This is a genomic window from Acinetobacter endophylla, from assembly GCF_053543775.1.
The window spans coordinates 41,960-63,118 of the sequence record NZ_JBLVOM010000245.1; the positions used below are offsets into that span (position 1 = coordinate 41,960).

At 43.6% G+C, this 21,159-nt stretch carries 20 protein-coding genes and 1 tRNA gene; 9 read left to right on the forward strand and 12 right to left on the reverse strand.

Annotation, left to right across the window (positions count from 1 at the left end; genetic code table 11):
• Window positions 1-10: 10 nt before the first annotated feature.
• The gene (locus ACNPNW_RS11665) at window positions 11-829 is read right to left on the reverse strand and encodes a rhomboid family intramembrane serine protease (protein WP_168386777.1); all 819 of its coding nucleotides are present in this window, start codon (window positions 827-829) and stop codon (window positions 11-13) included.
• Between the two features lie 77 nt (window positions 830-906).
• On the opposite strand from ACNPNW_RS11665, the gene mtgA reads away from it, so the two are divergent.
• Both mtgA and ppk1 read left to right on the forward strand, forming a co-directional pair.
• Window positions 907-1,581: a monofunctional biosynthetic peptidoglycan transglycosylase gene (gene mtgA, locus ACNPNW_RS11670; protein ID WP_155861858.1), complete on the forward strand. Its 675-nt coding sequence runs from the start codon at window positions 907-909 to the stop codon at window positions 1,579-1,581.
• Between the two features lie 112 nt (window positions 1,582-1,693).
• Window positions 1,694-3,775: a polyphosphate kinase 1 gene (ppk1, locus tag ACNPNW_RS11675; protein ID WP_420937221.1), complete on the forward strand. Its 2,082-nt coding sequence runs from the start codon at window positions 1,694-1,696 to the stop codon at window positions 3,773-3,775.
• A gap of 57 nt (window positions 3,776-3,832) precedes the next feature.
• Here the strand turns inward: ppk1 and ACNPNW_RS11680 are convergent, their stop codons facing one another.
• The 5 genes from ACNPNW_RS11680 to rubA all read right to left on the reverse strand — a co-directional run bounded on the left by ACNPNW_RS11680 (window position 3,833) and on the right by rubA (window position 7,961).
• Window positions 3,833-4,426: a response regulator gene (locus tag ACNPNW_RS11680; protein WP_420937220.1), complete on the reverse strand. Its 594-nt coding sequence runs from the start codon at window positions 4,424-4,426 to the stop codon at window positions 3,833-3,835.
• A 182-nt stretch (window positions 4,427-4,608) separates the two neighbouring features.
• Window positions 4,609-5,517 (reverse strand): LysR family transcriptional regulator OxyR, encoded by a 909-nt coding sequence (gene oxyR / locus ACNPNW_RS11685; RefSeq protein ID WP_005096255.1) that lies wholly within the window; start codon window positions 5,515-5,517, stop codon window positions 4,609-4,611.
• Window positions 5,518-5,530: 13 nt separating this feature from the next.
• Window positions 5,531-6,469 carry an esterase EstB gene (gene estB / locus ACNPNW_RS11690; RefSeq protein WP_004646272.1) on the reverse strand — a complete coding sequence of 313 codons (939 nt, stop codon included), beginning with the start codon at window positions 6,467-6,469 and terminating at the stop codon, window positions 5,531-5,533.
• A gap of 57 nt (window positions 6,470-6,526) precedes the next feature.
• On the reverse strand, window positions 6,527-7,705 hold the full coding sequence (rubB, locus tag ACNPNW_RS11695; protein WP_420937235.1) for a rubredoxin reductase RubB: 1,179 nt from the start codon (window positions 7,703-7,705) through the stop codon (window positions 6,527-6,529).
• 91 nt (window positions 7,706-7,796) lie between these two features.
• Entirely contained in the window at window positions 7,797-7,961 is a 165-nt protein-coding gene (rubA, locus tag ACNPNW_RS11700; RefSeq protein WP_004279415.1) for a rubredoxin RubA, read from the reverse strand.
• 489 nt (window positions 7,962-8,450) lie between these two features.
• Here rubA and ACNPNW_RS11705 point away from each other — a divergent pair, with 489 nt between their 5' ends.
• Window positions 8,451-8,993 (forward strand): adenine phosphoribosyltransferase, encoded by a 543-nt coding sequence (locus ACNPNW_RS11705; RefSeq protein ID WP_004279416.1) that lies wholly within the window; start codon window positions 8,451-8,453, stop codon window positions 8,991-8,993.
• 43 nt (window positions 8,994-9,036) lie between these two features.
• Here the strand turns inward: ACNPNW_RS11705 and ACNPNW_RS11710 are convergent, their stop codons facing one another.
• Entirely contained in the window at window positions 9,037-9,531 is a 495-nt protein-coding gene (locus ACNPNW_RS11710) for a YqiA/YcfP family alpha/beta fold hydrolase (protein WP_004730287.1), read from the reverse strand.
• A gap of 388 nt (window positions 9,532-9,919) precedes the next feature.
• On the opposite strand from ACNPNW_RS11710, the gene lysS reads away from it, so the two are divergent.
• On the forward strand, window positions 9,920-11,449 hold the full coding sequence (gene lysS, locus ACNPNW_RS11715) for a lysine--tRNA ligase (protein WP_155861861.1): 1,530 nt from the start codon (window positions 9,920-9,922) through the stop codon (window positions 11,447-11,449).
• A gap of 350 nt (window positions 11,450-11,799) precedes the next feature.
• On the opposite strand, the gene trpS is transcribed toward lysS, so the two are convergent.
• Window positions 11,800-12,813, reverse strand: a complete 1,014-nt coding sequence (trpS, locus tag ACNPNW_RS11720; RefSeq protein ID WP_064095663.1) for a tryptophan--tRNA ligase — start codon at window positions 12,811-12,813, stop codon at window positions 11,800-11,802.
• Between the two features lie 189 nt (window positions 12,814-13,002).
• Between trpS and ACNPNW_RS11725 the strand changes: the two genes are divergently transcribed.
• Both ACNPNW_RS11725 and ypfJ read left to right on the forward strand, forming a co-directional pair.
• Window positions 13,003-13,929 (forward strand): DUF808 domain-containing protein, encoded by a 927-nt coding sequence (locus ACNPNW_RS11725; protein WP_086044017.1) that lies wholly within the window; start codon window positions 13,003-13,005, stop codon window positions 13,927-13,929.
• A gap of 48 nt (window positions 13,930-13,977) precedes the next feature.
• On the forward strand, window positions 13,978-14,883 hold the full coding sequence (gene ypfJ / locus ACNPNW_RS11730) for a KPN_02809 family neutral zinc metallopeptidase (protein ID WP_448766985.1): 906 nt from the start codon (window positions 13,978-13,980) through the stop codon (window positions 14,881-14,883).
• A 39-nt stretch (window positions 14,884-14,922) separates the two neighbouring features.
• Here ypfJ and ACNPNW_RS11735 read toward each other — a convergent pair whose 3' ends face one another.
• Entirely contained in the window at window positions 14,923-15,477 is a 555-nt protein-coding gene (locus ACNPNW_RS11735; RefSeq protein ID WP_004279422.1) for a hypothetical protein, read from the reverse strand.
• Between the two features lie 216 nt (window positions 15,478-15,693).
• Here ACNPNW_RS11735 and ACNPNW_RS11740 point away from each other — a divergent pair, with 216 nt between their 5' ends.
• A complete protein-coding gene (locus ACNPNW_RS11740; RefSeq protein ID WP_004279423.1) occupies window positions 15,694-17,193 on the forward strand; it encodes a cation:proton antiporter in 1,500 nt (499 codons plus the stop codon).
• 159 nt (window positions 17,194-17,352) lie between these two features.
• Complete coding sequence (locus ACNPNW_RS11745; RefSeq protein ID WP_180086571.1) at window positions 17,353-17,694, forward strand: MGMT family protein; 342 nt, start codon at window positions 17,353-17,355, stop codon at window positions 17,692-17,694.
• 40 nt (window positions 17,695-17,734) lie between these two features.
• Here the strand turns inward: ACNPNW_RS11745 and ACNPNW_RS11750 are convergent, their stop codons facing one another.
• The gene (locus ACNPNW_RS11750) at window positions 17,735-18,175 is read right to left on the reverse strand and encodes a universal stress protein (protein WP_004279425.1); all 441 of its coding nucleotides are present in this window, start codon (window positions 18,173-18,175) and stop codon (window positions 17,735-17,737) included.
• A 240-nt stretch (window positions 18,176-18,415) separates the two neighbouring features.
• On the reverse strand, window positions 18,416-18,820 hold the full coding sequence (locus ACNPNW_RS11755) for a hypothetical protein (RefSeq protein WP_420937219.1): 405 nt from the start codon (window positions 18,818-18,820) through the stop codon (window positions 18,416-18,418).
• A 175-nt stretch (window positions 18,821-18,995) separates the two neighbouring features.
• Here ACNPNW_RS11755 and ACNPNW_RS11760 point away from each other — a divergent pair.
• Window positions 18,996-19,072: transfer RNA gene (locus ACNPNW_RS11760), tRNA-Met, on the forward strand.
• Window positions 19,073-19,291: 219 nt separating this feature from the next.
• On the opposite strand, the gene ACNPNW_RS11765 is transcribed toward ACNPNW_RS11760, so the two are convergent.
• The gene (locus ACNPNW_RS11765; RefSeq protein ID WP_420937218.1) at window positions 19,292-20,917 is read right to left on the reverse strand and encodes an NAD+ synthase; all 1,626 of its coding nucleotides are present in this window, start codon (window positions 20,915-20,917) and stop codon (window positions 19,292-19,294) included.
• Window positions 20,918-21,159: the final 242 nt, after the last annotated feature.

The following is a 21,159-nucleotide window of genomic DNA, read 5'->3' on the forward strand; positions in this document are numbered from 1 at the left end:
TGACTGAAAGTTAAAGTTTTAGTTGCTGTTGCATCATTTCCAGAATCTCTTGCCACAGTGGACGAATGGGTTCGAGTAAGGCCAAGTTATGTTGATAAAGCATCACACAAAGGCCGAAACCGACAAGCAGGGCAATCAGATTGAACAGGTGGCTACGCTGCATTTTTTGCCCGATGTACCAGAGCAAGGTGAGAAAAGCCCCCATCAGCATGCCGCCAATATGTGCGGCATTGTTGATTCCGCTGATCATAAAGCCCAGCGCGAGGTTTAGACCCATCACCGTCACCAGGGTTTTTTTATCCAGAATAAAACGTTGCTGTGGCAGCATTGGCAATAAGGCCAGCACCGTAAGTGAAGCCCCGAGTCCCATCACAGCACCAGATGCGCCGGCACTGACTGCAGGCAATAAATCGGGATTAGCCACACCGCCTTCGATCAGGCTATAGCTGTCCTGAATGTTCATATAGCCACTGAGCAGGCTGCCCATCAGTCCGGCACACACATACAGGCCAATAAAATACATCCGGCCAAACAGTTGTTCGGCAACACTACCAAAAATATACAAGGCCCACATATTCAACATCAGGTGAATCAGGCCAAAATGAAAAAACATGCTGCTAAACAAGCGCATGGGTTCCGCTAAATAGGTTAAAGGTGCATAATCGGCACCCCAGAGAATAGCGTCTCGGGTACTCGGCTGGCTAACATCCATGCCATTGATGGCTTGCCAGCCAAATAATCCAACATTGATCCCGATTAAGATGGCGGTGATCCACCAGAGATGCATTTCAAGTTTGCGATGTTCGACAGGGGGAGAGTATTCAGACATGCTATTTTTTTGCTGTGATTGTATATTTCGAATAAGCTTAACACGAAAAATTAAATTTTCAGGAGTAACGCACTGACATGAAAGCCTTTCTGATCCGCACGATGCTCGTCATCGTCAGTGTGATTCTGCTGGTTCAATTGTGGATCTTTGCCAGTCTGGCCTGGTGGCGAACCAATCCGGTGAACACTACCATGATGATGCGGATTGATTACTGGACAGAACCTTCCAAAGCGATTCAGCATCAGTGGCGTCCCTATGACGAAATCAGCCTGAATCTGAAACGTGCCATCGTCACTGCAGAAGATGGAAAATTTATTCATCACCATGGTTTTGACTGGGACGGAATTCAAACTGCGCTGAATAAGAACAGAAATCAGGGCCGTGTAGTGGCCGGTGGTTCGACAATCTCCCAGCAATTGGCGAAAAACCTCTTCCTTGTCAACAAGCGTTCATTTGTACGTAAAGGACAAGAAGCTGTCGCGACCTGGATGATGGAACGCATGTGGTCGAAAGAACGGATTCTGGAAGTCTATTTAAACTCGATTGAGTTCGGGGAAAATATCTACGGCGTTGAAGCGGCGGCCAAACATTATTTTGGTAAAACTGCGCAAAGCCTGACCCGGGATCAAGCCATCTTTCTGGCTGCCATTTTGACCAATCCGAAATATTTCCAGGATCATCGCAATTCCTCTGCATTAAATGCACGTAAGCGGATGATTCAGCGCTATATGCGCTATGCAGAATTACCTTAATTGATGATTTGAAGAGAAAGCCCAATTATTTGGGCTTTTTTTTATGAAATTGTCATCAATTTGAAGCATACTTGGAGCGATAAGCACAATTTTAAATCCGCATAGGTTTGATATGAATACGGCAGCCAGCACAACTTCAGCACAGCCCGAATATACATATAATGATCGTTATATTAATCGTGAACTGTCTATCCTAGACTTCCATTTACGTGTCCTGGAACAGGCTGTCGATCCTTTACATCCATTGCTCGAACGCATGAATTTCCTGTTGATTTTCTCGCGTAATCTGGACGAGTTTTTTGAAATCCGGGTCGCCGGGATGATGGAACAACTGGATCTGGACAATGAAAGCCGGAGTCCGGATGGCTTGACTCCAAAGCAGGTTTTAGAACAGATTTCTAAAACGGCGCATGCCGCCATTGAACGTCAATACCGTATTTTAAATGAAGAAATTTTGCCAAAATTGCGTGAGGAAGATATTTGCTTCTTGCGCCGTGGTGAATTGACCCCAGCACAATCTGCCTGGGTCAAAAAATATTTTCAGGAGCAGGTGGCTCCCGTCCTCACGCCAATCAGCCTAGACCCAGCGCATCCATTCCCGCGACTGGTGAATAAATCACTGAACTTTATTGTCACGCTGGAAGGGAAAGATGCCTTTGGCCGTCAGATTGATCTGGCTGTGGTACCTGCACCGCGTTCACTGCCACGCGTGGTGCGTTTACCGGATGAACTGACCGATGGAAAAGAACATCATGTGATGCTGTCGGCGATTATTCATGAGCATGTGTCTGATCTGTTCCCGGGGATGACGGCGACTGGCTGTTATCAGTTCCGTGTCACTCGAAATGCCGATTTGGCCTTGAATGAAGATGTCGAAGATCTGGCCAAGGCGCTCAAAGGCGAGCTCAGTTCACGCCGTTTTGGTCGTGCGGTACGTCTCGAAGTGACAGAAAATTGTCCGCAGCATATTTATGAATATCTGCTCAATGAATTTGATCTGGACGACGAGCAGCTTTATAAAGTTGCTGGCCCGGTCAATCTGGCACGTTTGCTGTCTAACTTTAAGCGTCCACATTTACGTTATGACTCGCATACGCCGATCATTCCCAAAGTACTGAAAAAATCTGAAAATATTTTTAGTGCGATGCAGAAGCAGGATATTTTGCTGCATCATCCCTTTGAATCTTTTGCGCCGGTGATTTCATTATTACGTGAAGCGGCACGCGATCCGCAAGTGCTGGCGATCAAGCAGACCTTATACCGTAGTGGGCCAGATTCTGAAATTGTCCAGGTGCTGGCTGAAGCTGCTCGTAATGGCAAGGAAGTCACCGCAGTCATTGAATTGCGTGCGCGTTTCGATGAGGAATCCAATATTGAAGTCGCCAATGTACTGCAAGAAGCGGGTGCGGTCGTGGTCTACGGCATTGTCGGTTACAAAACTCACGCCAAGATGATTCTGGTCGTGCGCCGGGAAAATAACAAACTGGTGCGTTATGTGCATCTGGGCACCGGTAATTATCACGCCGGCAATGCGCGAATCTATACCGATTATGGTCTGTTAACGACGGATAAGGATCTGTGTGAAGATGTGCATCGTATTTTCCAGGAACTGACCGGTATGGGGAAAATGGCCAAGCTGAAAAAGCTGCTACATGCGCCATTTACCTTGCATGCCCAGTTACTGAACTATATCGATAATGAAATTGCCTATGCTCAAGCAGGGAAACCGGCGCAGATTATTGTCAAAGTCAATGCGCTGACCGAAATGCAGTTGATTAACAAACTCTATGAAGCCTCTCAGGCGGGGGTGCAGATTGACCTGATTATTCGCTCGATTTGCAGTTTGCGTCCGGGGTTGCCTGGTCTGTCGGAAAATATCAGGGTGCGTTCAATTGTCGGACGTTTCCTGGAACATACCCGCGTGTATTATTTCAGCAATAATGGCAATTCACGTATTTACTGTTCAAGTGCAGACTGGATGGATCGTAACCTGTTTAATCGGGTCGAAGCCTGTTTCCCGGTCGAAGATGAAGCCTTGAAAAAACGTATCTATCAACAAGGTCTGTTGAATTACCTGAAAGACAATCAGCAATCCTGGTTATTGCAAGGTGATGGCACCTGGCTGCGGGCACAGCCAAAAGAAGGTAACAAACCGCATAATGCACAACGTATTCTGTTAGAGCTGTTTAAATAAGTTTAAGTATTTAAAGGGGCTGAATATTCAGCCCCTTTTTTATTCCAAACATAGAATTTAACTGTTCAAGCTGAGTCTGAACAGTTTTCGATAGATGTGTTTGACCCGACTATACATCTGATAATCTTTCATCTCGAGCTGATCTTGTCGCTCGGCTTGCAATTTATGTTGACTCAATAATTTTAATAACTGCAATTCAGCGAGGTTAAGACAGGTTTTAGCAATGGGCTGGTGCAGGATATAGTCTGCCAGTTCAGTATGAATGTAGGCTCCGCCGCGTAAGACAATTTTTAGACTCTCAGCGAACTGCTGTAATGAATCATGATGCTGCATATAGCTATCTGCTCCGGATAATAAAGCAGAATAGATCGTTGCTATGGAATCCGTATTGAATATGGCAATAACAGGCGGGTACGGGCTTTGCTGTTTCAGCTGAAGGATCAAACTGATCTCTGAAGTTGTTGCTGCATGATAAAGAATCAGGTTGGGCAGATGTTCAGTAATCATGGATTGTGCGGACAGCATATTGTCCGCATACAGCAGCATATCTGGCTGATAGCCGAGTTGCTGTAGCACGGTCTGGATTTTTGACAGGTCGAGTCCAGTCGGTGAACGAATCACTAAAACCGGTGCAGGCAAAAGGCTAGCCAATAAAACGCGATCCTGTAGATGCGATAGAGAGCTATACTGTGAATCAGGCAGATGCAAATGCCTATCCCAAAGAATAGTGATTTAGCTGAAATGTAGAGATTCTAAGTTTCTAGGCGGACTGGATGCATTCAATTCAAGATATAAAAAAGGAGCAACATGTGCTCCTTTTTATTATCTATAGATCAGGCAGCATCGTGCTGAGTGATTTTCTGGAAAATCTGTAATAGCACATCAAACTCGCTTTGCAGCGGTGTGCTTTTACGGGTTACCAATGCCAGGGTACGACTTGGGGCTGAATCGATCGCTTTTACCTGAATCTCAGGATTGGCTTTCACCATATTGGTATGAATCGCAATTTCAGGCAGCAGGGTAAAGCCCAGATTTGCAGACACCATTTCGATTAAAGTCGGCAGTGAGCTGGCTTTTAAACGGTGATCATTTTTACGCTCACCAATCGGGCAGGCACTCAAGGCATGATCACGCAGGCAATGACCTTCTTCAAGTAACATCAGGCGAGACAGATCCAGATCTTCTAAAGAGTTTGCTTGTGCAGCATGCTGATCAGATTTTTGGTAAACCAGATACAGATTCTCTTTGGCAATTTCAGCAACTTTCAGACCACGGGTGTCGAAAGGCAATGCCAAAGCCACCATATCCAGGTTGCCATGTTCCAGCTTTTCTACAATCTTTTCACTTTGCGCTTCATGCAGATGCAACTGGATTTTTGGTAATTGCTTATGCACTTCATCCAGCAGCTGGGACAATAGGAAAGGTGCAATTGTTGGAATGACGCCGAGATGTAGATCACCGGTTAAAGGTTCACTCATCTCACGACTTAAACGCATTAGGTCCTGAGCATCGGCCAGTAGAACACGTGCGCGTGCAACCACTTGTTCACCAAGAGGCGTTAAACGAACATTCTGGCGGTCGCGTTCAACAAGTACGCCACCGAGTAAACGCTCCAGCTCCATGATGCCGCCAGACAAGGTAGACTGGGTGACAAAGGAGCGGCGAGCAGCTTCTGTAAAATGTAGCGTCTCTGACAGTGTTACGAGGTATGACAGCTGTCTTAGGGATGGTAATGCAGCCATAGTGTCCTAATGTTTATGATTTAAAATGATCAGCAAATAATTCGCTAAGATATGGAATAAAATGCGGTGGGATATCATGCCCCATTCCATCAATTAATTCAAATTTAGCCCCTGAAATTGCTTTCGCAACGGCCTTGCCATGGCTAGGAGGCAGCAATCGATCTCGAGAACCATGGACCACCAGGGTTTCTTGTTTGATTTGCTTGTCCAGTTGCAGCAATGAGCCTGTACATAATATTGCTAAAAACTGTTGAAGTACACCAGCAGGATAGTAACTTCGCTTATATAATTTACGGGCGGTCTGCACCGCTTCCAGATGATTGACATAACCTGGTGAGCCGATGATCTTAAACAGTTTCAAACTATGATCAACAATGCCATCTTCATCTGTTGAAGCCGGTTTGTCAATCAAACTAAAGAGTTGCTTAGGGAAGGGCGGTGGCAACATCGGCTGGTTATTACTGGTAAACAGTAAGCCCAGTTTTTTGACTTTGTCCGGATAACGCGCGGCCAGAATCTGGGCAATCATACCGCCCATCGAAGCACCCAGCACATAGACTTGTTCCAGCTGCATTTTTTCAATCAACAGACTGACATCTTCGGCCATATCATACAGATCATAAGGTGCACCCTGATTACCCAGACCCAGCACAAACCGGCTCATCATTTTCAGAGTATTCAGGCGTGGACCTTTGTGATGAACTTTTGAAGACAGGCCAATATCACGATTATCAAAACGGATGATGTGATAACCATTGTCAATCAGTGACTTACAGAAAAAGTCAGGCCAGTACAGCATTTGCCCACCCAGCCCCATAATCAGCAAAATGGTGGGATGTTCCGGATTTCCACCAACCTCGACATGTAGTTGGATCCCATTGCCAAGATCAACCTTGGTTTCATGCATGAACGAGGTATAAGGGGAAAGATTAAACTGTGCTGCGCTGTACATAGTCGCTGTCCTAATTAAAGGATATTTCGTTTAAAAAATATCCTTGCTATTAAACCTCTAAACCGCAGCAGGAATCAAGTCAGGAACCTGTTTGGTCAAGGCCAGACGCTGTTTGGCTGCAGTGGCGCCCAAAAGCACGAAACCACGTAAGGTGCCGTTAGCATCGAACGCTTTAGCCAGCATGCCATCGTCAAACTCTTCAGTTTCCCAGGTGACATCAACATCAACTGGTGCAGGTAATACCGTTAAAGGTGCAGCAGGCGTTTTGACTGCCACTGGCATAGCCGGATAATGTACAGCGGTATGTTCACCGTTTAAGGTTTTTGCCAAAGCGCGGGCTTGTTGCATGATCGGCATGACATAAGGCAATAAAGTTCCATTGACCTCGGCACAGTCACCTACAGCATAGATGTCGGCCTGGTTGGTTTCCAGTTGTGCGGTGGTCAAAACTCCGCGACTGGTATGTACGTCTGCCTGTTTCGCCAAAGAAATATTCGGCTGTAAGCCCACCGCAGATAACACTACATCAGCGACCAAAGACTGACCGTTGGCCAGCGTGACCAGATAATCACCATTGTCCGCACGAGAGACTTTTTCGACTGTTGTGCCCAGGACAAAGTGAATGCCGGTTTCTTCAAGATTCTTCTGGAATGCTGTGGCAACATGTTCTGGCAATAAACGGCCAAGCGGCTGAGGCGCCAAATCAATGACCGTAACCTGATGATCGGTATTTTGCAGGTCATTGGCAAATTCACAGCCAATCAGGCCTGCACCTAAAATCACTACACGTTTGTCTTCACGTGCTGCCAGGTTGCTACGGAAAGCTTTATAGTCACTCAAATTATTGACGACATGAATGTCATCGCTGGCATCACCAGCAATCGCCAGACGTACCGGATTGGCACCGACGGCTAATACCAGTTTGCTATAATGTTGCGTGCTTTCCTGACCATCTTTTTCCACAACCAGCTGATGATCTTCCGGATGAATCGCTTTGACCCAAGTATGCTGTTCAATGTGCATATTCAGCTGTGCTGACATTTTAGCTGCATCGCCCAGTGGAATTTGTTCAGGTGCTTTATTGCCGGCCAGAGCGTTGGAAAGCGTCGGTTTGGCATAATTGACCGCATCATCCGCACAGATCATCAGCAATTCATGTTCTGGATTGAGTTTACGAAATTCACGTGCTACGGCATAACCCGCCATACCTGAACCAATAATGACGATAGGATGCATAGTTGTTTCCATATGGTAGAGCTCCATGCTGTATAAATGATTGAAAGGCATAAAAAAAGACCATATGGATATGGTCTTTAACTGGACGTGATTAGACTTCGATCATTTCGAAATCGACTTTAGACACGCCGCAATCCGGACAGGTCCAGTCATCCGGGATATCTTCCCATTTGGTGCCTGCCACGATCCCGTCTTGAGGCCAACCTTCTGCCTCATCATAAATCCATCCACATACGATGCATTGAAACTTTCTCATGTAACTCTCCAAAACTGAGCAACTGTAGGCGTCAGCTTAAAATCCATAAAAGGCAAGACTCTAAAAGAATATGACTTTTTAACAGTGAACATATTTGGCTAAATTTTTACGCAGTTCTATTCAGAAAGTAAAGTGAATAAAAGCTTAATCAGCGAAATTAGCAGCAGAATTGCCCCGAGATAGCCGATTTATGTGGTAATCCGTCTCAGTCCTCGCGCTGGTACAGTTTATTGCAGGATTTGGTGTCGAGACAATGACCAAATTCAGCACAAATAAGCGGCTATAGACCAAAGTCGTGCAGTAAAAATCTCAATATTTAGATATTTTAAGATAAGAAAAATCTATATTAAATATTTTTAAAATAAATCAATATAATAAAATCAATAGCTTGTGATTAAATTTCGGGTTTTTATTAGACAGCTTGGCTTGTCCGCTCTACTCAAATAGGTTTAAAATTCCCATATTCCTTTTCTTTTTTTAAGATCTCCCATGAGCAATTTGTCTACTTCTTTGTGGTCTCACATTCGTACGGTCCAAGATTTTCCAAAACCAGGAATTTGCTTCTTTGATTTGACCCCACTTTTCATGAGCAATATTGGTCCATTGACTGACGCTTTGATTGCCAGCATTCCTGCTGACAAACTGGCAGAAGTAGAAAGCTTTATTGCGGTTGAAGCGCGTGGTTTTGTGTTGGCAAGCTTGTTGGCACAACGTACAGGCAAAGGCTTATTGTTGGTGCGTAAAGCAGGTAAATTGCCACCTCCAGTGGTCGGTGTGGGTTATAGCCTGGAATATGGTCTGGATCGTTTAGAAATGTCTGCGGAAGTTCAGTCCCAGAAAGTAATTATTGTGGATGATGTTCTGGCAAGTGGCGGAACCTTAAAAGCAGTGAATGAACTGGCTCAAAAATGTCAACATGAAGTACTTGGTGCAAGTATCTTCCTTGATCTTCCTGACCTGCATGCTGAATTAGGCCTGGATATCTGGTCAGTATTGGATGACAAATCTCAGCCTGAAGCTGCAGTTGCTTAAGTCATAATTTTTTGTAAAAAAGCCCCGAAATTGTGGGGCTTTTTTATTGCCTGATAAAATGATCTTCGATTTCCTGAATCAGCGTATTAATTTGCTCAGGATGTTCCAGACGATGATGGCCGCCATCAACTGCCTGAATTTGCATATAGTCTTCAAGTTGTGTCTGAACCGCATGCATATCCAGAATTTCATCGCCCAGTTCAAGATAGGCAAATTGAGGAATGTCATGCTGTAAATCGTGATGCCCAATCGGCGGATAATCATCGCGGAAGTTAGGCTGCAAAATGGGATTAGCCACTACACAGGGAATTTGATACGCCTGTGACATTTTCAGTGCCCAATAACCGCCAAGACTGTGGCCGACCAGAATATCTGGTTTGATGGTTTCAATCATCTCATGATAAAACTCGGCGACCGAACTATAGCTCAGATTTCGGTAATCGACATCGATACAGTACTTGTGTACCACATCAATGGCATGGAACTTGGTGGATTCTCTGGAGGAATCTAAGCCATGTATAAACAAAATCTTAGACATAGTACATTACTCATTTTTATGGGACATGCCATATTGGTTATTTGTTGATTGGCACATCATCTTGAAGCTGAGCGTCATTGTAGAACGTCTGGGTATACAAGGCAGTTAGCTATTGGTCTAAGCCGCAGATTTGTAGTGCGATGATTTTATATAAGACCTGTCTGGTTTAGACTTTAATCCCAACAGAGAGCAGCTGGGTGCTGCAAAAGGTTGAAGAAAGGCAATTTAAAAGAGTGACAGAAGGGCTGAACCGAATGGTGTAAATAGCAGGATAGTGGATTTTTCCAAAGAAAAGCCGGTTCCTGAGAGTGTTTACGCTACGATTTGAGAAGGATTTCTGCTATTCTATGCAACTTCTATTTTTTAACTAATCTTATTCGAGGCAGAGATGACGCAAACTAACGCTCAATCGACTTCTGAACAAATCATTTCCGAAAACGATTTAATTGCACAGCGTCATGCCAAGTTAAAGCAAATCGAAGCTCAGGCACAAGAAACAGGTAAGAGCCCATGGCCGAATACCTTTAAGCGTGAGCATTATGCCCAAGATTTACAAGACCAGTTCGCTGATAAATCTAAAGAAGAAATTGAAGCAGGCGAAAAGGTCTACGTCAAAGTTGCCGGTCGTGTGATGTTGAACCGTGGTTCATTTATCGTGATCCAGGACATGACAGGTCGTATCCAGCTTTATGTTGCGCGTAAAGAACTCGCTGAAGATGTACTGGCTACCATTAAAGGTCTGGACCTTGGCGATATCATCGCAGTCGAAGGTTATATCGGTCGTTCGGGTAAAGGCGATCTGTATGTACACATCGAACATTTTGAATTACTGACCAAATCATTACGTCCGCTTCCAGACAAGTTCCATGGTTTGAACGATACTGAAGTAAAGTATCGTAAACGTTATCTTGATCTGATTGTTAACGAAGAAACACGTAAAACTTTTGAGATTCGTGCCAAAGTCGTAGCGGGTATCCGTGCCTTCCTGACCGAAAAACGCTATATGGAAGTTGAAACGCCAATGATGCATGTGATTCCAGGCGGTGCATCGGCACGTCCTTTCGAAACACATCATAATGCACTGGACATGTCATTGTTCCTGCGTATTGCGCCAGAACTCTACTTAAAGCGTTTAGTGGTGGGCGGTTTTGAACGTGTGTTTGAAATTAACCGTAACTTCCGTAACGAAGGTGTTTCTACGCGTCATAACCCTGAATTCACCATGATCGAATTCTACCAAGCTTATGCAGATTACAAAGACTTGATGGAATTGACCGAACAGATGCTAGAGCGTCTGGCGATTGATATCTTGGGTACCACTGATGTGCCTTATGGCGATGAAGTGTATAGCTTCAAAGGGCCATTCAAGAAAATTTCAATGTTCGATGCAATTCTGGAAAATAACCCGCAATTTACCCCTGAAAATGTCAATGACCGTGAGTTCCTGGCAAAATTCCTTCAGGAAGAATTGAAAGAGCCGGTGAAACCAGGTTTTGGTCTGGGCAAACTGCAAACCATGGTATTTGAAGAAACCGTAGAAACCAAATTGCGTCAGCCGACGTTCATTACAGAATATCCAGCGGAAACTTCTCCATTGGCACGCCGTAATGATCACAATCCACACATTACCGACCGTTTTGAATTCTTTATTGGTGGCCGTGAGTTGGCCAATGGCTTCTCGGAGTTAAATGATCCAATCGATCAGGCTGAGCGTTTCCAGGCACAGGTTGCGGAAAAAGATGCGGGTGATGATGAAGCCATGCACTACGATGCAGACTTTGTAGAAGCATTGGAATACGGTCTTCCTCCAACAGCAGGTGAGGGTATTGGTATTGACCGTTTGGTGATGATCTTTGCTAATGCAGCAAGTATCCGCGATGTGATCTTGTTCCCGCATATGCGTCATAAAAATGCTTAAATGCTAAATTCAAAATAACCCGCTCTGGCGGGTTTTTTTATACTTGAAATAAAATAGATTCAAAAATTAAAGACAAAAAAAACGCAATGATTGGGGTTGTCATTGCGTAGAAAAAGGAATGTCTTTCAAACTACTTCATTAACTGTGGAGAAAGTTAAATCTGATTCCTTACTGGATATGACCATAATAGGACGCATTCTCATATGACTCATCAGTATTCATGTTAATACATGTTAAATAAGGTTAAAACTATGGAGATTATGTGGGGATATTTGCATTATTACTGCGCATTTTCAACTTAAATAAAAAAGCTCTTCATCAGAAGAGCTTTTAAAAGCAATTTTTTATATTTAAAAATGGAATACGCCGAGTCCAGATTTAACTTCATCCAGAGTCGCCTGAGTAATATCGCGACATTTATCAGTTCCGGTTTTCAGAATATCCATGATGTAGTCTGGATCTTTAGCCAGTTCAATACGACGCTCACGAATCGGACCGATCAATTCTTTTAAAATGCCTTCCAGACGTTTTTTCACTGTACCATCGCCTAAACCACCACGACGATAATGGGCTTTAAGTTCTTCCAGCTCTTCTTTATTTGGATCAAAAGCATCTAGATAAGTGAATACCACGTTGCCTTCGACCTGACCTGGATCTTCAATACGCAGGTGATTTGGATCGGTATACATGGCGTTGACAGCTTTCTTGATATCTTTATCTGTCGCATCCAGCACAATGGTATTGCCCAAAGATTTCGACATCTTTGCTTTACCATCAAAACCAGGTAAACGGCCTACATTGGAAAGCAATGCTTTACATTCTGGTAGCAGGTCATGACCAATTTGACGGTTTAAACGACGCACGATTTCGTTGGTCTGTTCGATCATTGGAATTTGATCTTCACCCACAGGAACAACCGTTGCCTTAAATGCTGTAATGTCAGCAGCTTGAGCCACCGGGTAGCACAAGAAACCGGCTGGAATATCACGCTCAAAACCACGCATCTGGATTTCAGATTTAATGGTCGGGTTACGCTCAAGACGTGAAACAGTCACAAAGTTGAGATATAGCATGGTCAGTTCATTTAAGGCAGGTAAGCATGACTGAACACAAATTGTGGTTTTAGTTGGATCAATACCGACAGCCAGATAATCCGTCGCCACTTCAATAATGTTACGACGTACTTTTTCAAAATTATCGGCATTATCGGTGAGTGCTTGAGCATCAGCAAGTAACAAGTGTTGATGGTGAGAATCTTGCAGGCCTACACGAGAGCGTAATGAACCGACAAAGTGGCCGAGGTGAAGTTGTCCGGTAGGACGGTCGCCCGTCAAGATCACTGGACGATTATCTTGATTACTCATTATTTATTCCAAAGGGTAGTCAGTACTACAGCTGTATTTTAACGAATGGCAACATTGTACGGTATTCTGTTTTTGATTGTCAGCCAGAAAAAAAGCTGTATTAAAAAAATCTTATTAATTAAACAAGTGAATACAATATTTTTAAGAATTTTGATTAAAATAAACTGAAATATGATAAGGATAATAAATATGGCGAGCAGTTTATTACTATTATTAGATGATATTGCGACGGTCTTGGATGATGTGGCTGTGATGAGTAAAATGGCAGCCAAAAAAACAGCAGGCGTCCTCGGTGATGATCTGGCTTTAAATGCACAGCAAGTGTCAGGCGTACGGGCAGATCGTGAATTGCCGGTAGTCTGGAAAGTGGCCAAAGGTTCTTTTGTCAATAAGCTGATTTTAGTGCCGCTGGCCTTGTTAATCAGCTTTATTGCCGGCTGGCTGATTAACCCCTTATTGGTGCTGGGTGGTTTGTTTCTGTGTTATGAAGGCGTGGAAAAAATCGTACACACCTTGTATACACCGAAGGCCAAGGATGCTGAACAGGCCCGTGAGCAACTGATCCAGACTGAAACAGATTTGCACCAGTTTGAAAATGAAAAAGTCAAAGGCGCGATTCGCACCGACTTTATCCTTTCGGCTGAAATTATCGTGATTACCTTGGGGACGGTGGCAGCAGCCTCTATGCTGACCAAAGTTACCGTTTTAAGCCTGATCGCGATCGTGATGACCATCGGGGTCTATGGTTTTGTTGCCCTGATTGTCAAACTGGATGATATCGGTCTGCATCTGACCGAGCAGCAGTCCGATTTTAAACAACAAATAGGACGCGGCTTGTTGGCATTTGCCCCGATTCTGATGAAAATTTTATCAGTTGTTGGAACTGCTGCGATGTTCCTGGTCGGTGGGGGAATTATTAATCATGCTATTCCTGTTATTCACCACTTTACTGAAGATAGTGTTAGCTATGTACAGGATATTCCCAGTATCGGAAATATTGTAGGTGCCCTGACACCGACCTTGATTAATTTCGCCGTGGGAATTTTAGCGGGTCTGCTGGTGATGCTGGTCATCAGCCTGATTAAAAAAATCTGGCCCAAATCATCAAAAGCTTAAGATGCAAAAATATCTGCAAATTGAGCAGATGAAGAAAAGGAAAAAACTATGCGTTGGAAAGGTCGTCGTGTCAGTAGTAATGTAGAAGACCGTCGCGGTGGTGGTGCCAAAGCTGGCGGAATCAGTATTATTGGGTTGATTGTGGCTTTTGTGGCCTGGAAATTCTTCGGCGTCGATCCACAGCAAGCTTATCAAACCACCAAACAGGTCACCCAAGGCGTATCGGGTACGGCGGAAACACGGGGGCTGGAAAATCCGACACCGGAACAGCAGGAGTCGATTGATTTTGTCGGCACCGTACTGGCAGATACTGAAGATACCTGGACTCAGGTGTTTCAGCAGCAGTTAAATCAGCAGTATGTTCCCCCGAAACTGGTTTTGTTCAATGGCATTGTGAATTCGGGTTGTGGTACGGCTCAGGCGGCGATGGGACCTTTCTACTGTCCGGCAGACCAGAAAGTTTATATCGATACGGCATTCTTTAAAGATATGCGCAGTCAAATGGGCATCACTGGAGAACAGAATGCGACTGAACTTTCTCGTAATGATCAGGCTGGGGATTTCGCGCTGGCCTATGTCGTGGCCCATGAAGTGGGGCATCATATCCAGACGATTTTAGGTATTTCTTCTCAAGTACAGCAAGCACGTCAGCAAGCAAGCGAAGTGCAAAGTAATCAGCTTTCAGTGCGTCAGGAATTGCAGGCAGACTGTCTGGCCGGCGTCTGGGCTTACCATAATCATGAGCGAACCCAATTTTTGGAACAGGGTGATGTGCAGGAAGCGATGGATGCCGCCCATAAAATTGGCGATGACTATTTACAGAAACGTGCTCGCGGACAGGTGGTGCCGGACAGCTTTACTCATGGCAGCAGCGCGCAGCGGGTACAATGGTTTAATACCGGCTTGAAATCCGGTCAGGTTGCGAATTGTGATCCCTTCAATCAAAATATTTAAATGACTTCGATAAAAAAAAAGGAGCAGATGCTCCTTTTTTTATTTATTCAGAAAACGCTGGAAGTTTCTTAATATTTTTATACTGACAAATAAGGCAGCCAAAGCAAACAGGGCAATTGCAAAGACTGTATATTTGAGGTTGCTCATGTCATTTTGATAAAATTGCTGAATATCTTGTTTGTTATATTCTAAAGCAGTTGCTTTGCCGGTCCGGCTATCTCTGAACTGGATTTTTTCAATATAGAACAGATTTCCCGCTTTGATTAAGTCAACGCTCTGGATTTGTCGGGTATGCGATTGATTGTCTTCATCGCTACATAAAGCGCTGTAATGCTCACAATTGATTTTGGCCACATAACCATTTCCTGCAATCAGAATAAAAATGGCATTATCTGGTCGCTGGTTATTGGACACCAATACATACTGCTCGCCGGCTGTACTTTTTAAGGGAATGCTGGTGGCTTGCTGATAATGCTGTTCTGCTTGCAGAATTTCCTGAATTTTAGCAAAGCAGGTAAAACATAAGGACAACGTGATCAGAAAAATCACGCTGGCAAAACAGAGACGAAAAATGGTTTTGACAGTTTGATGCATGGGAGAAAAATTCAAAATAGAATGATGGGAAAGCAAAAGCCGAGTGCTGATCTGTATGTTAAATCATCATTCGAAAATACTGAAAAGAAACTTAACTCAATTCGATAAAAAAGCGGACTAAACTTGTTTTGCCAGAATACCTTGCTATTTAAATCTCTATTTTAACAACGCCTCTCGGCGCATAGTGCTCCATATCGCCCGATTTTAGGAAACCGAATGGGAAATTTCTTTTTTCTTCAGCTACTCACGGTGGTCTTTGCTCTGTCTATTGCCACGACCATGTTTAATAAGCGCGTTTTAGGCTTTCCGCAAGCGATCGGTGTCCCTATTGTCTCTGCAATCTTTGTTTTTATTTTGCAGTGGGGCGCCAGTTTACTGCATGGTAATCCATTCTTTAGCATCAATATTGACAATATCGAGCAGGCTGTTCGTCACGTCGATTTCTATGATTTTCTGATCAATGGTGTGATCTGTTTTATCCTGACTTCATCTGCGCTGAAGTTTAAGGTCTCAGATTTGCGTAACCACTGGCGGCCGATCAGTATTCTGGCCGGTCTGGCTTTAGTATTCTGTGCCGTGTTCTTTGGCGTGGTGTTATATGGTTATCAGTTCCTGATTGGTAAGCATGTTGACTTGCTGGTTTTGCTGTTACTTGGGGCGGCCTTGGGCGCCACAGATCCGATCGGCATCAAAGGTGTATTGAGTTCGGTTCGCGCACCGCATCATTTGATCGTCAAGCTTGAAGGCGAATCACTGTTTAATGATGCAATGTGTATTGCCTTATTTATGACCTTGCTCAATGTCCTGCAAGGTGAAAACTTTACGGTACTGGCAGTGCTGCAAACCTTGCTTTATGAAATTGTCGTGGCGGTGCTGATTGGTCTCGGATTCGGTTTTGCGATCTTGCGGATTTTGCGCGGCAAACATGAAATGGAATCTCTGATTCTGACCACGGCCTTGCTGGCTTGTGGTTCCTATCTGGTGGCTTTGCTGGCACATGCTTCCGCGCCAATTGCCTGTGTGATTGGTGGCTTGATTGTTGGCAATAAATGGAAAGAAATTCTGGCAGATGCCGAAATTGGTGACGTTAATCATTTCTGGCATACGGTTGAGGGAATTATCAATTCATTCCTGTTTACCCTGATCGGTCTGGAGTTGTTTATTCTAGACTTGAGCACCAGTCTGGTTCTGGGCGGGATGGTGGCCTTTGTGATTCTGCATTTGGCTCGTTTTGCAGCCAACTATCTGGCCTTTGCCATGTTCCCAAAAGTCAGCAAGAAAAGCTATAACGGTAGTTTGACCATCCTGTCTTGGGGCGGAGTACGTGGCGGGATTTCTTTGGCCTTAATTCTGGCGGTCGCCAATATTCCTCAGCTGGAAGCCTATAGCAGTATTCTGGTGGGCTATACCTTTATTGTGGTGCTATTATCCGGTGTGGTATGTGGCTTGGGTCTGCCTGCGGTGATGAATGCATTTTATTATAATCCCAATGAAGAAACGCAGGGCTTTAAAGGCTGGTATCAACGTATGTGCCACAAGTTGAACCGTAAGGGCTTTCGCTATATTGTCGGGGAAGATGCCAAAGGAAATGAGACCATCACTATCTTTCAGCCAGAGATTCTGATTGATCAGAAAGATGCAGATGGCGTCGCCACGGTGCATCATCCAGATAAGGTTCAGGAAGTAAAACGCTTAGAAAATCCGGATAATTTCTAAAGTTAAAACTTAGAATCTCAATATGCTATGGATTTGTTGTTAGTGAGCTGAGATCGCTTGGGTTAGCGTATTTCATCAGGCTTGATTATTTTCATCTAGCTTTTTGTGGATAGGTTGAGGTGTGATCTTTTATTTAAATGAGCTATTAATGAGATGAAAATGACCCAGACAAGTTCAGCCAATCAGGAAATGACAGAAATGATTTTGGTTGTGGTCAATCAGATTCCATATGCCAAAGTCGCCACCTACGGACAGATTGCCAGACTGGCAGGTTTACCCAAACATGCGCGATTGGTCGGGCGAGTATTAAGTCATCTAGATTCGGACACTAATATTCCCTGGTATCGGGTGATCAATGCCCAAGCGAAAATCAGTCTGAAGCAACTGGACGAACATGGCCAGAATATTCAGCAGCAAAAACTCATGCAGGAAGGAATTTGTTTTAGAGGTGATCGAGTGGATTTAAAACGCTATCAATGGGATGGTCGAGTAGAGATATAAAAATCCCCACTTGGTGAAAAGTGGGGATTTTAAAGATGATTTAGTTGCGAATCACCATTACTGGAATATCCGCTTGGCCGAGAATGCTTTGCGCTACGCTGCCAAGGAACAGTTTTTTGAAGCCAGTACGGCCATGAGAACCAATCACGATCAGGTCAGAATTTAAATCTTTAGCTGCTTTGACAATCTCGCTATAAATTACCTGACCCTCAAGGAGCTGTGTATCCACTTCAACACCGGCACCGGAGAATTTTGCTTTGGCTTCATCCAGCGTTTTCAGGATAGAAGTGCGGGCACGTTCAATCAGGTCATTGGTTTGTGCCGCAGAGATATATTCCGCAGCGATATAAGGGTCCAGCGCCAGCACCTGAACCACTGTGACTTTACTGTTAAATGCTTTGGCAATTTCTACAGCTTTATCCACTGCAGCATACGATGTTTCTGAACCGTCAACAGGTACTAAAATATGTTCAAAAGGCATTAGAATTCTCCTAAGGGGAATTTAGAGTTATAAAATTATGACGCGTTAAACCGGGTACGAATAGTTGTTTATACTTTGATCATAGCCTGTATTGTATAAAAATAAAACCAAGTAAATACATAGGTATAATATCTAATAGATTAAAGAATCAAGCACCTGTTTAGAGCTATTGAACCGAGTTGTTTATTTAGACTAAGTTAATCATTTATATGTAATTAATAAGTTTATTCAAAATGCCAGTTAATCACATCGAATAGAGGTGGAGTCTAATTTTATTTGCGGTGACGGCTGTTCATAGCGATTTAAAATTGTTTGAGTTTCACCTGCATAAATTTTTTGCTGTAGCTGCTGGATTTTATGTTCTGTCACATGCAAGCGCGCACAATGTAATGCAATCTGATTTTCCCAGGTTACCGCCAGTCGTTGAGGCTGCTCATATTCCGGATAGCGCTCGATTTTCTGCTGTGCTCTGCTGAGTTGTGCCAAAGACCTTTTCTGCTGCATGCTCATCAGTTGCTGCTGATTAATCCACTGTGCCACATCACGTCTGACGCCATTATAATCTACGAAAATAGGCGAGATGGTCTGGCAGGCACTCAGACTTGAAAGGCCAATGAGTAAAATAAATATTTTGATTTTATACATCTAATGATTCCTCGAAGAATTAAATGGTGCTATGAATGCGTGAATTACATACTAAAAAAATCTTTTTTGTTTAAAATTTAAAAGTTTATTCGGTATTTGCATAAAGACTGAACATTTGTGTTTTAAAATGCTTGACGATAGAAGCTGAAATTACGATAATGCGCACACAGTTTACGGCTATGTAGCTCAGTTGGTTAGAGCACCGCACTCATAATGCGGGGGTCACAAGTTCAAGTCTCGTCATAGCCACCATTTTAAAAGACCAAGCTCTCAGCTTGGTCTCTTTTTTTGTCTTTTAAAAAGCACTGCAAACCACAAAAAAATATTTGAAGCATCCACTAATTTTTAGTTTCCACAAAACATTATTTTTCCTTCTTGATGTTGGGGCTATTCTTTATTTTACTGCCGCATAAAAAAAATCGTCCAAGCATTCACTTGGACGATTCGAATCTAAATGGTAAAGAAGAAGTCTTAGCTACCTGCTTTCCAGCCATTCACGATTGGATAACGACGCTCACGGCCATAAGAACGTGAACTGATTCGTGGCCCAATGGCACCTTGACGGCGCTTGTACTCATTGATATCGACCAGACGAATCACTTTTTTCACGACTTCAGCATCAAAGCCTTTGGCAATGATATCGTCTTGACTCATATCTTCTTCAATATAAGAGTACAAGATCGCATCTAGAATGTCATAGGCAGGTAAAGAGTCTTGATCGACCTGATCTGGACGCAGTTCTGCTGAAGGTGGACGGGTAATCACACGTTCCGGAATCACTGGAGTTTCTGAAATGCTGTTACGATATTTCGCCAGTTCAAACACAATGGTTTTATACACATCTTTCAGAACTGCATAACCACCGACCATATCGCCATACAGGGTGCAATAACCGACAGCTAGTTCAGATTTATTACCGGTTGCCAGCACCAGATTACCGAATTTGTTAGACAGAGCCATCAACAAGGTGCCACGTGAACGTGCTTGCAGGTTTTCCTCGGTGGCATCGACTGGAGCATTACCAAAGAATGGGAATAGCACCTGCATAAAGCCGCTTACCACAGGGTTAATTTCAGCAATACCGAAAGTCACGCCCATATTTTTGGCTTGAGCTGCTGCATCTTCTACACTGATTTGTGCAGTATAGGTATAAGGCATCATCACAGCCTGAACTTTGTCTGCGCCAAGCGCATCTACAGCAATCGCTAGGGTCAGGGCAGAGTCAATGCCGCCAGACAGTCCCAGAATCACACCTGGGAAGCCAGAACGCTGTACATAATCACGTGTAGCCATGACCAGGCTTTGATAAATCTCAGCCATGGTGTCTAAAGCAGGTGCAATTGCACCTTTACTGAATTGCAGTTGTTCAGCATTAAATTCTGCAATTGCCAGATTTTCCTGGAAAGTTGGTGCCTGTAAAGCCACCTCGCCAGATTTGTTGAGCACAAAACTGGTACCGTCAAAGATCAGATCATCCTGGCCACCGACCTGGTTGCAGTACACCAGATTGATATTTAGCTGTTTGACCAAGGCCGCCATGGTTTCAATGCGATGTTGTGGTTTACCCACTTCATATGGCGATGCATTCAGCACCAAAGCTGTGTCGATATTCAATTTTGCCAGTTGCTGAACAGTGGCTAAAGACCAGACATCTTCACAGATCAGTACGCCAAATTTATGTCCAAGATACTCAAATACCAAGTGCTGATGACCTTCGCCAAAATAACGCTTTTCATCAAATACGCCATAGTTTGGCAATACTTGCTTGTTATAAACACCCAGTACTTCGCCATCTTTCATGACAGCAGCCGAGTTATAACGCTGACCATCTTCAGTCTGATTAACAAAACCAAAGACCATGACAATATCTTTTACTTCAGTCAGTTTTTCAAAAGTAGCTTTGGTGCGTTTCACCAGACTTGGGCGAATTAATAAGTCTTCTGCAGGATAGCCCAATGTTGAAAGTTCAGGAAAGATAATCAGATCTGCTTTATCTTTTTTAGCCTGATTGGCCAGATCAATCATTTTTTGCGTATTTGCATCCAGATTGCCCACATGTGGAGAGAATTGAGCAATCGCAATTTTAAAACTTTTCATTCCAAGTAAATCCTATTCCTATAGGTTGATACACTAAATTACTGATTTTTATAATTATAATTATTCAGTTGAGTGCACTTCGATATTCATAAAATGCCAAATGGCTTAAATAAAAAACTTTTTATCGCATGATCATTGAATCTTAATCTGCGATGCAAAATAATCATACCGGCTTATTTTATCGAAATTTTATCGATAAGCTAGAGCTGATTTAGCAGAACAGGCATTGAGTGAAAAAAGTT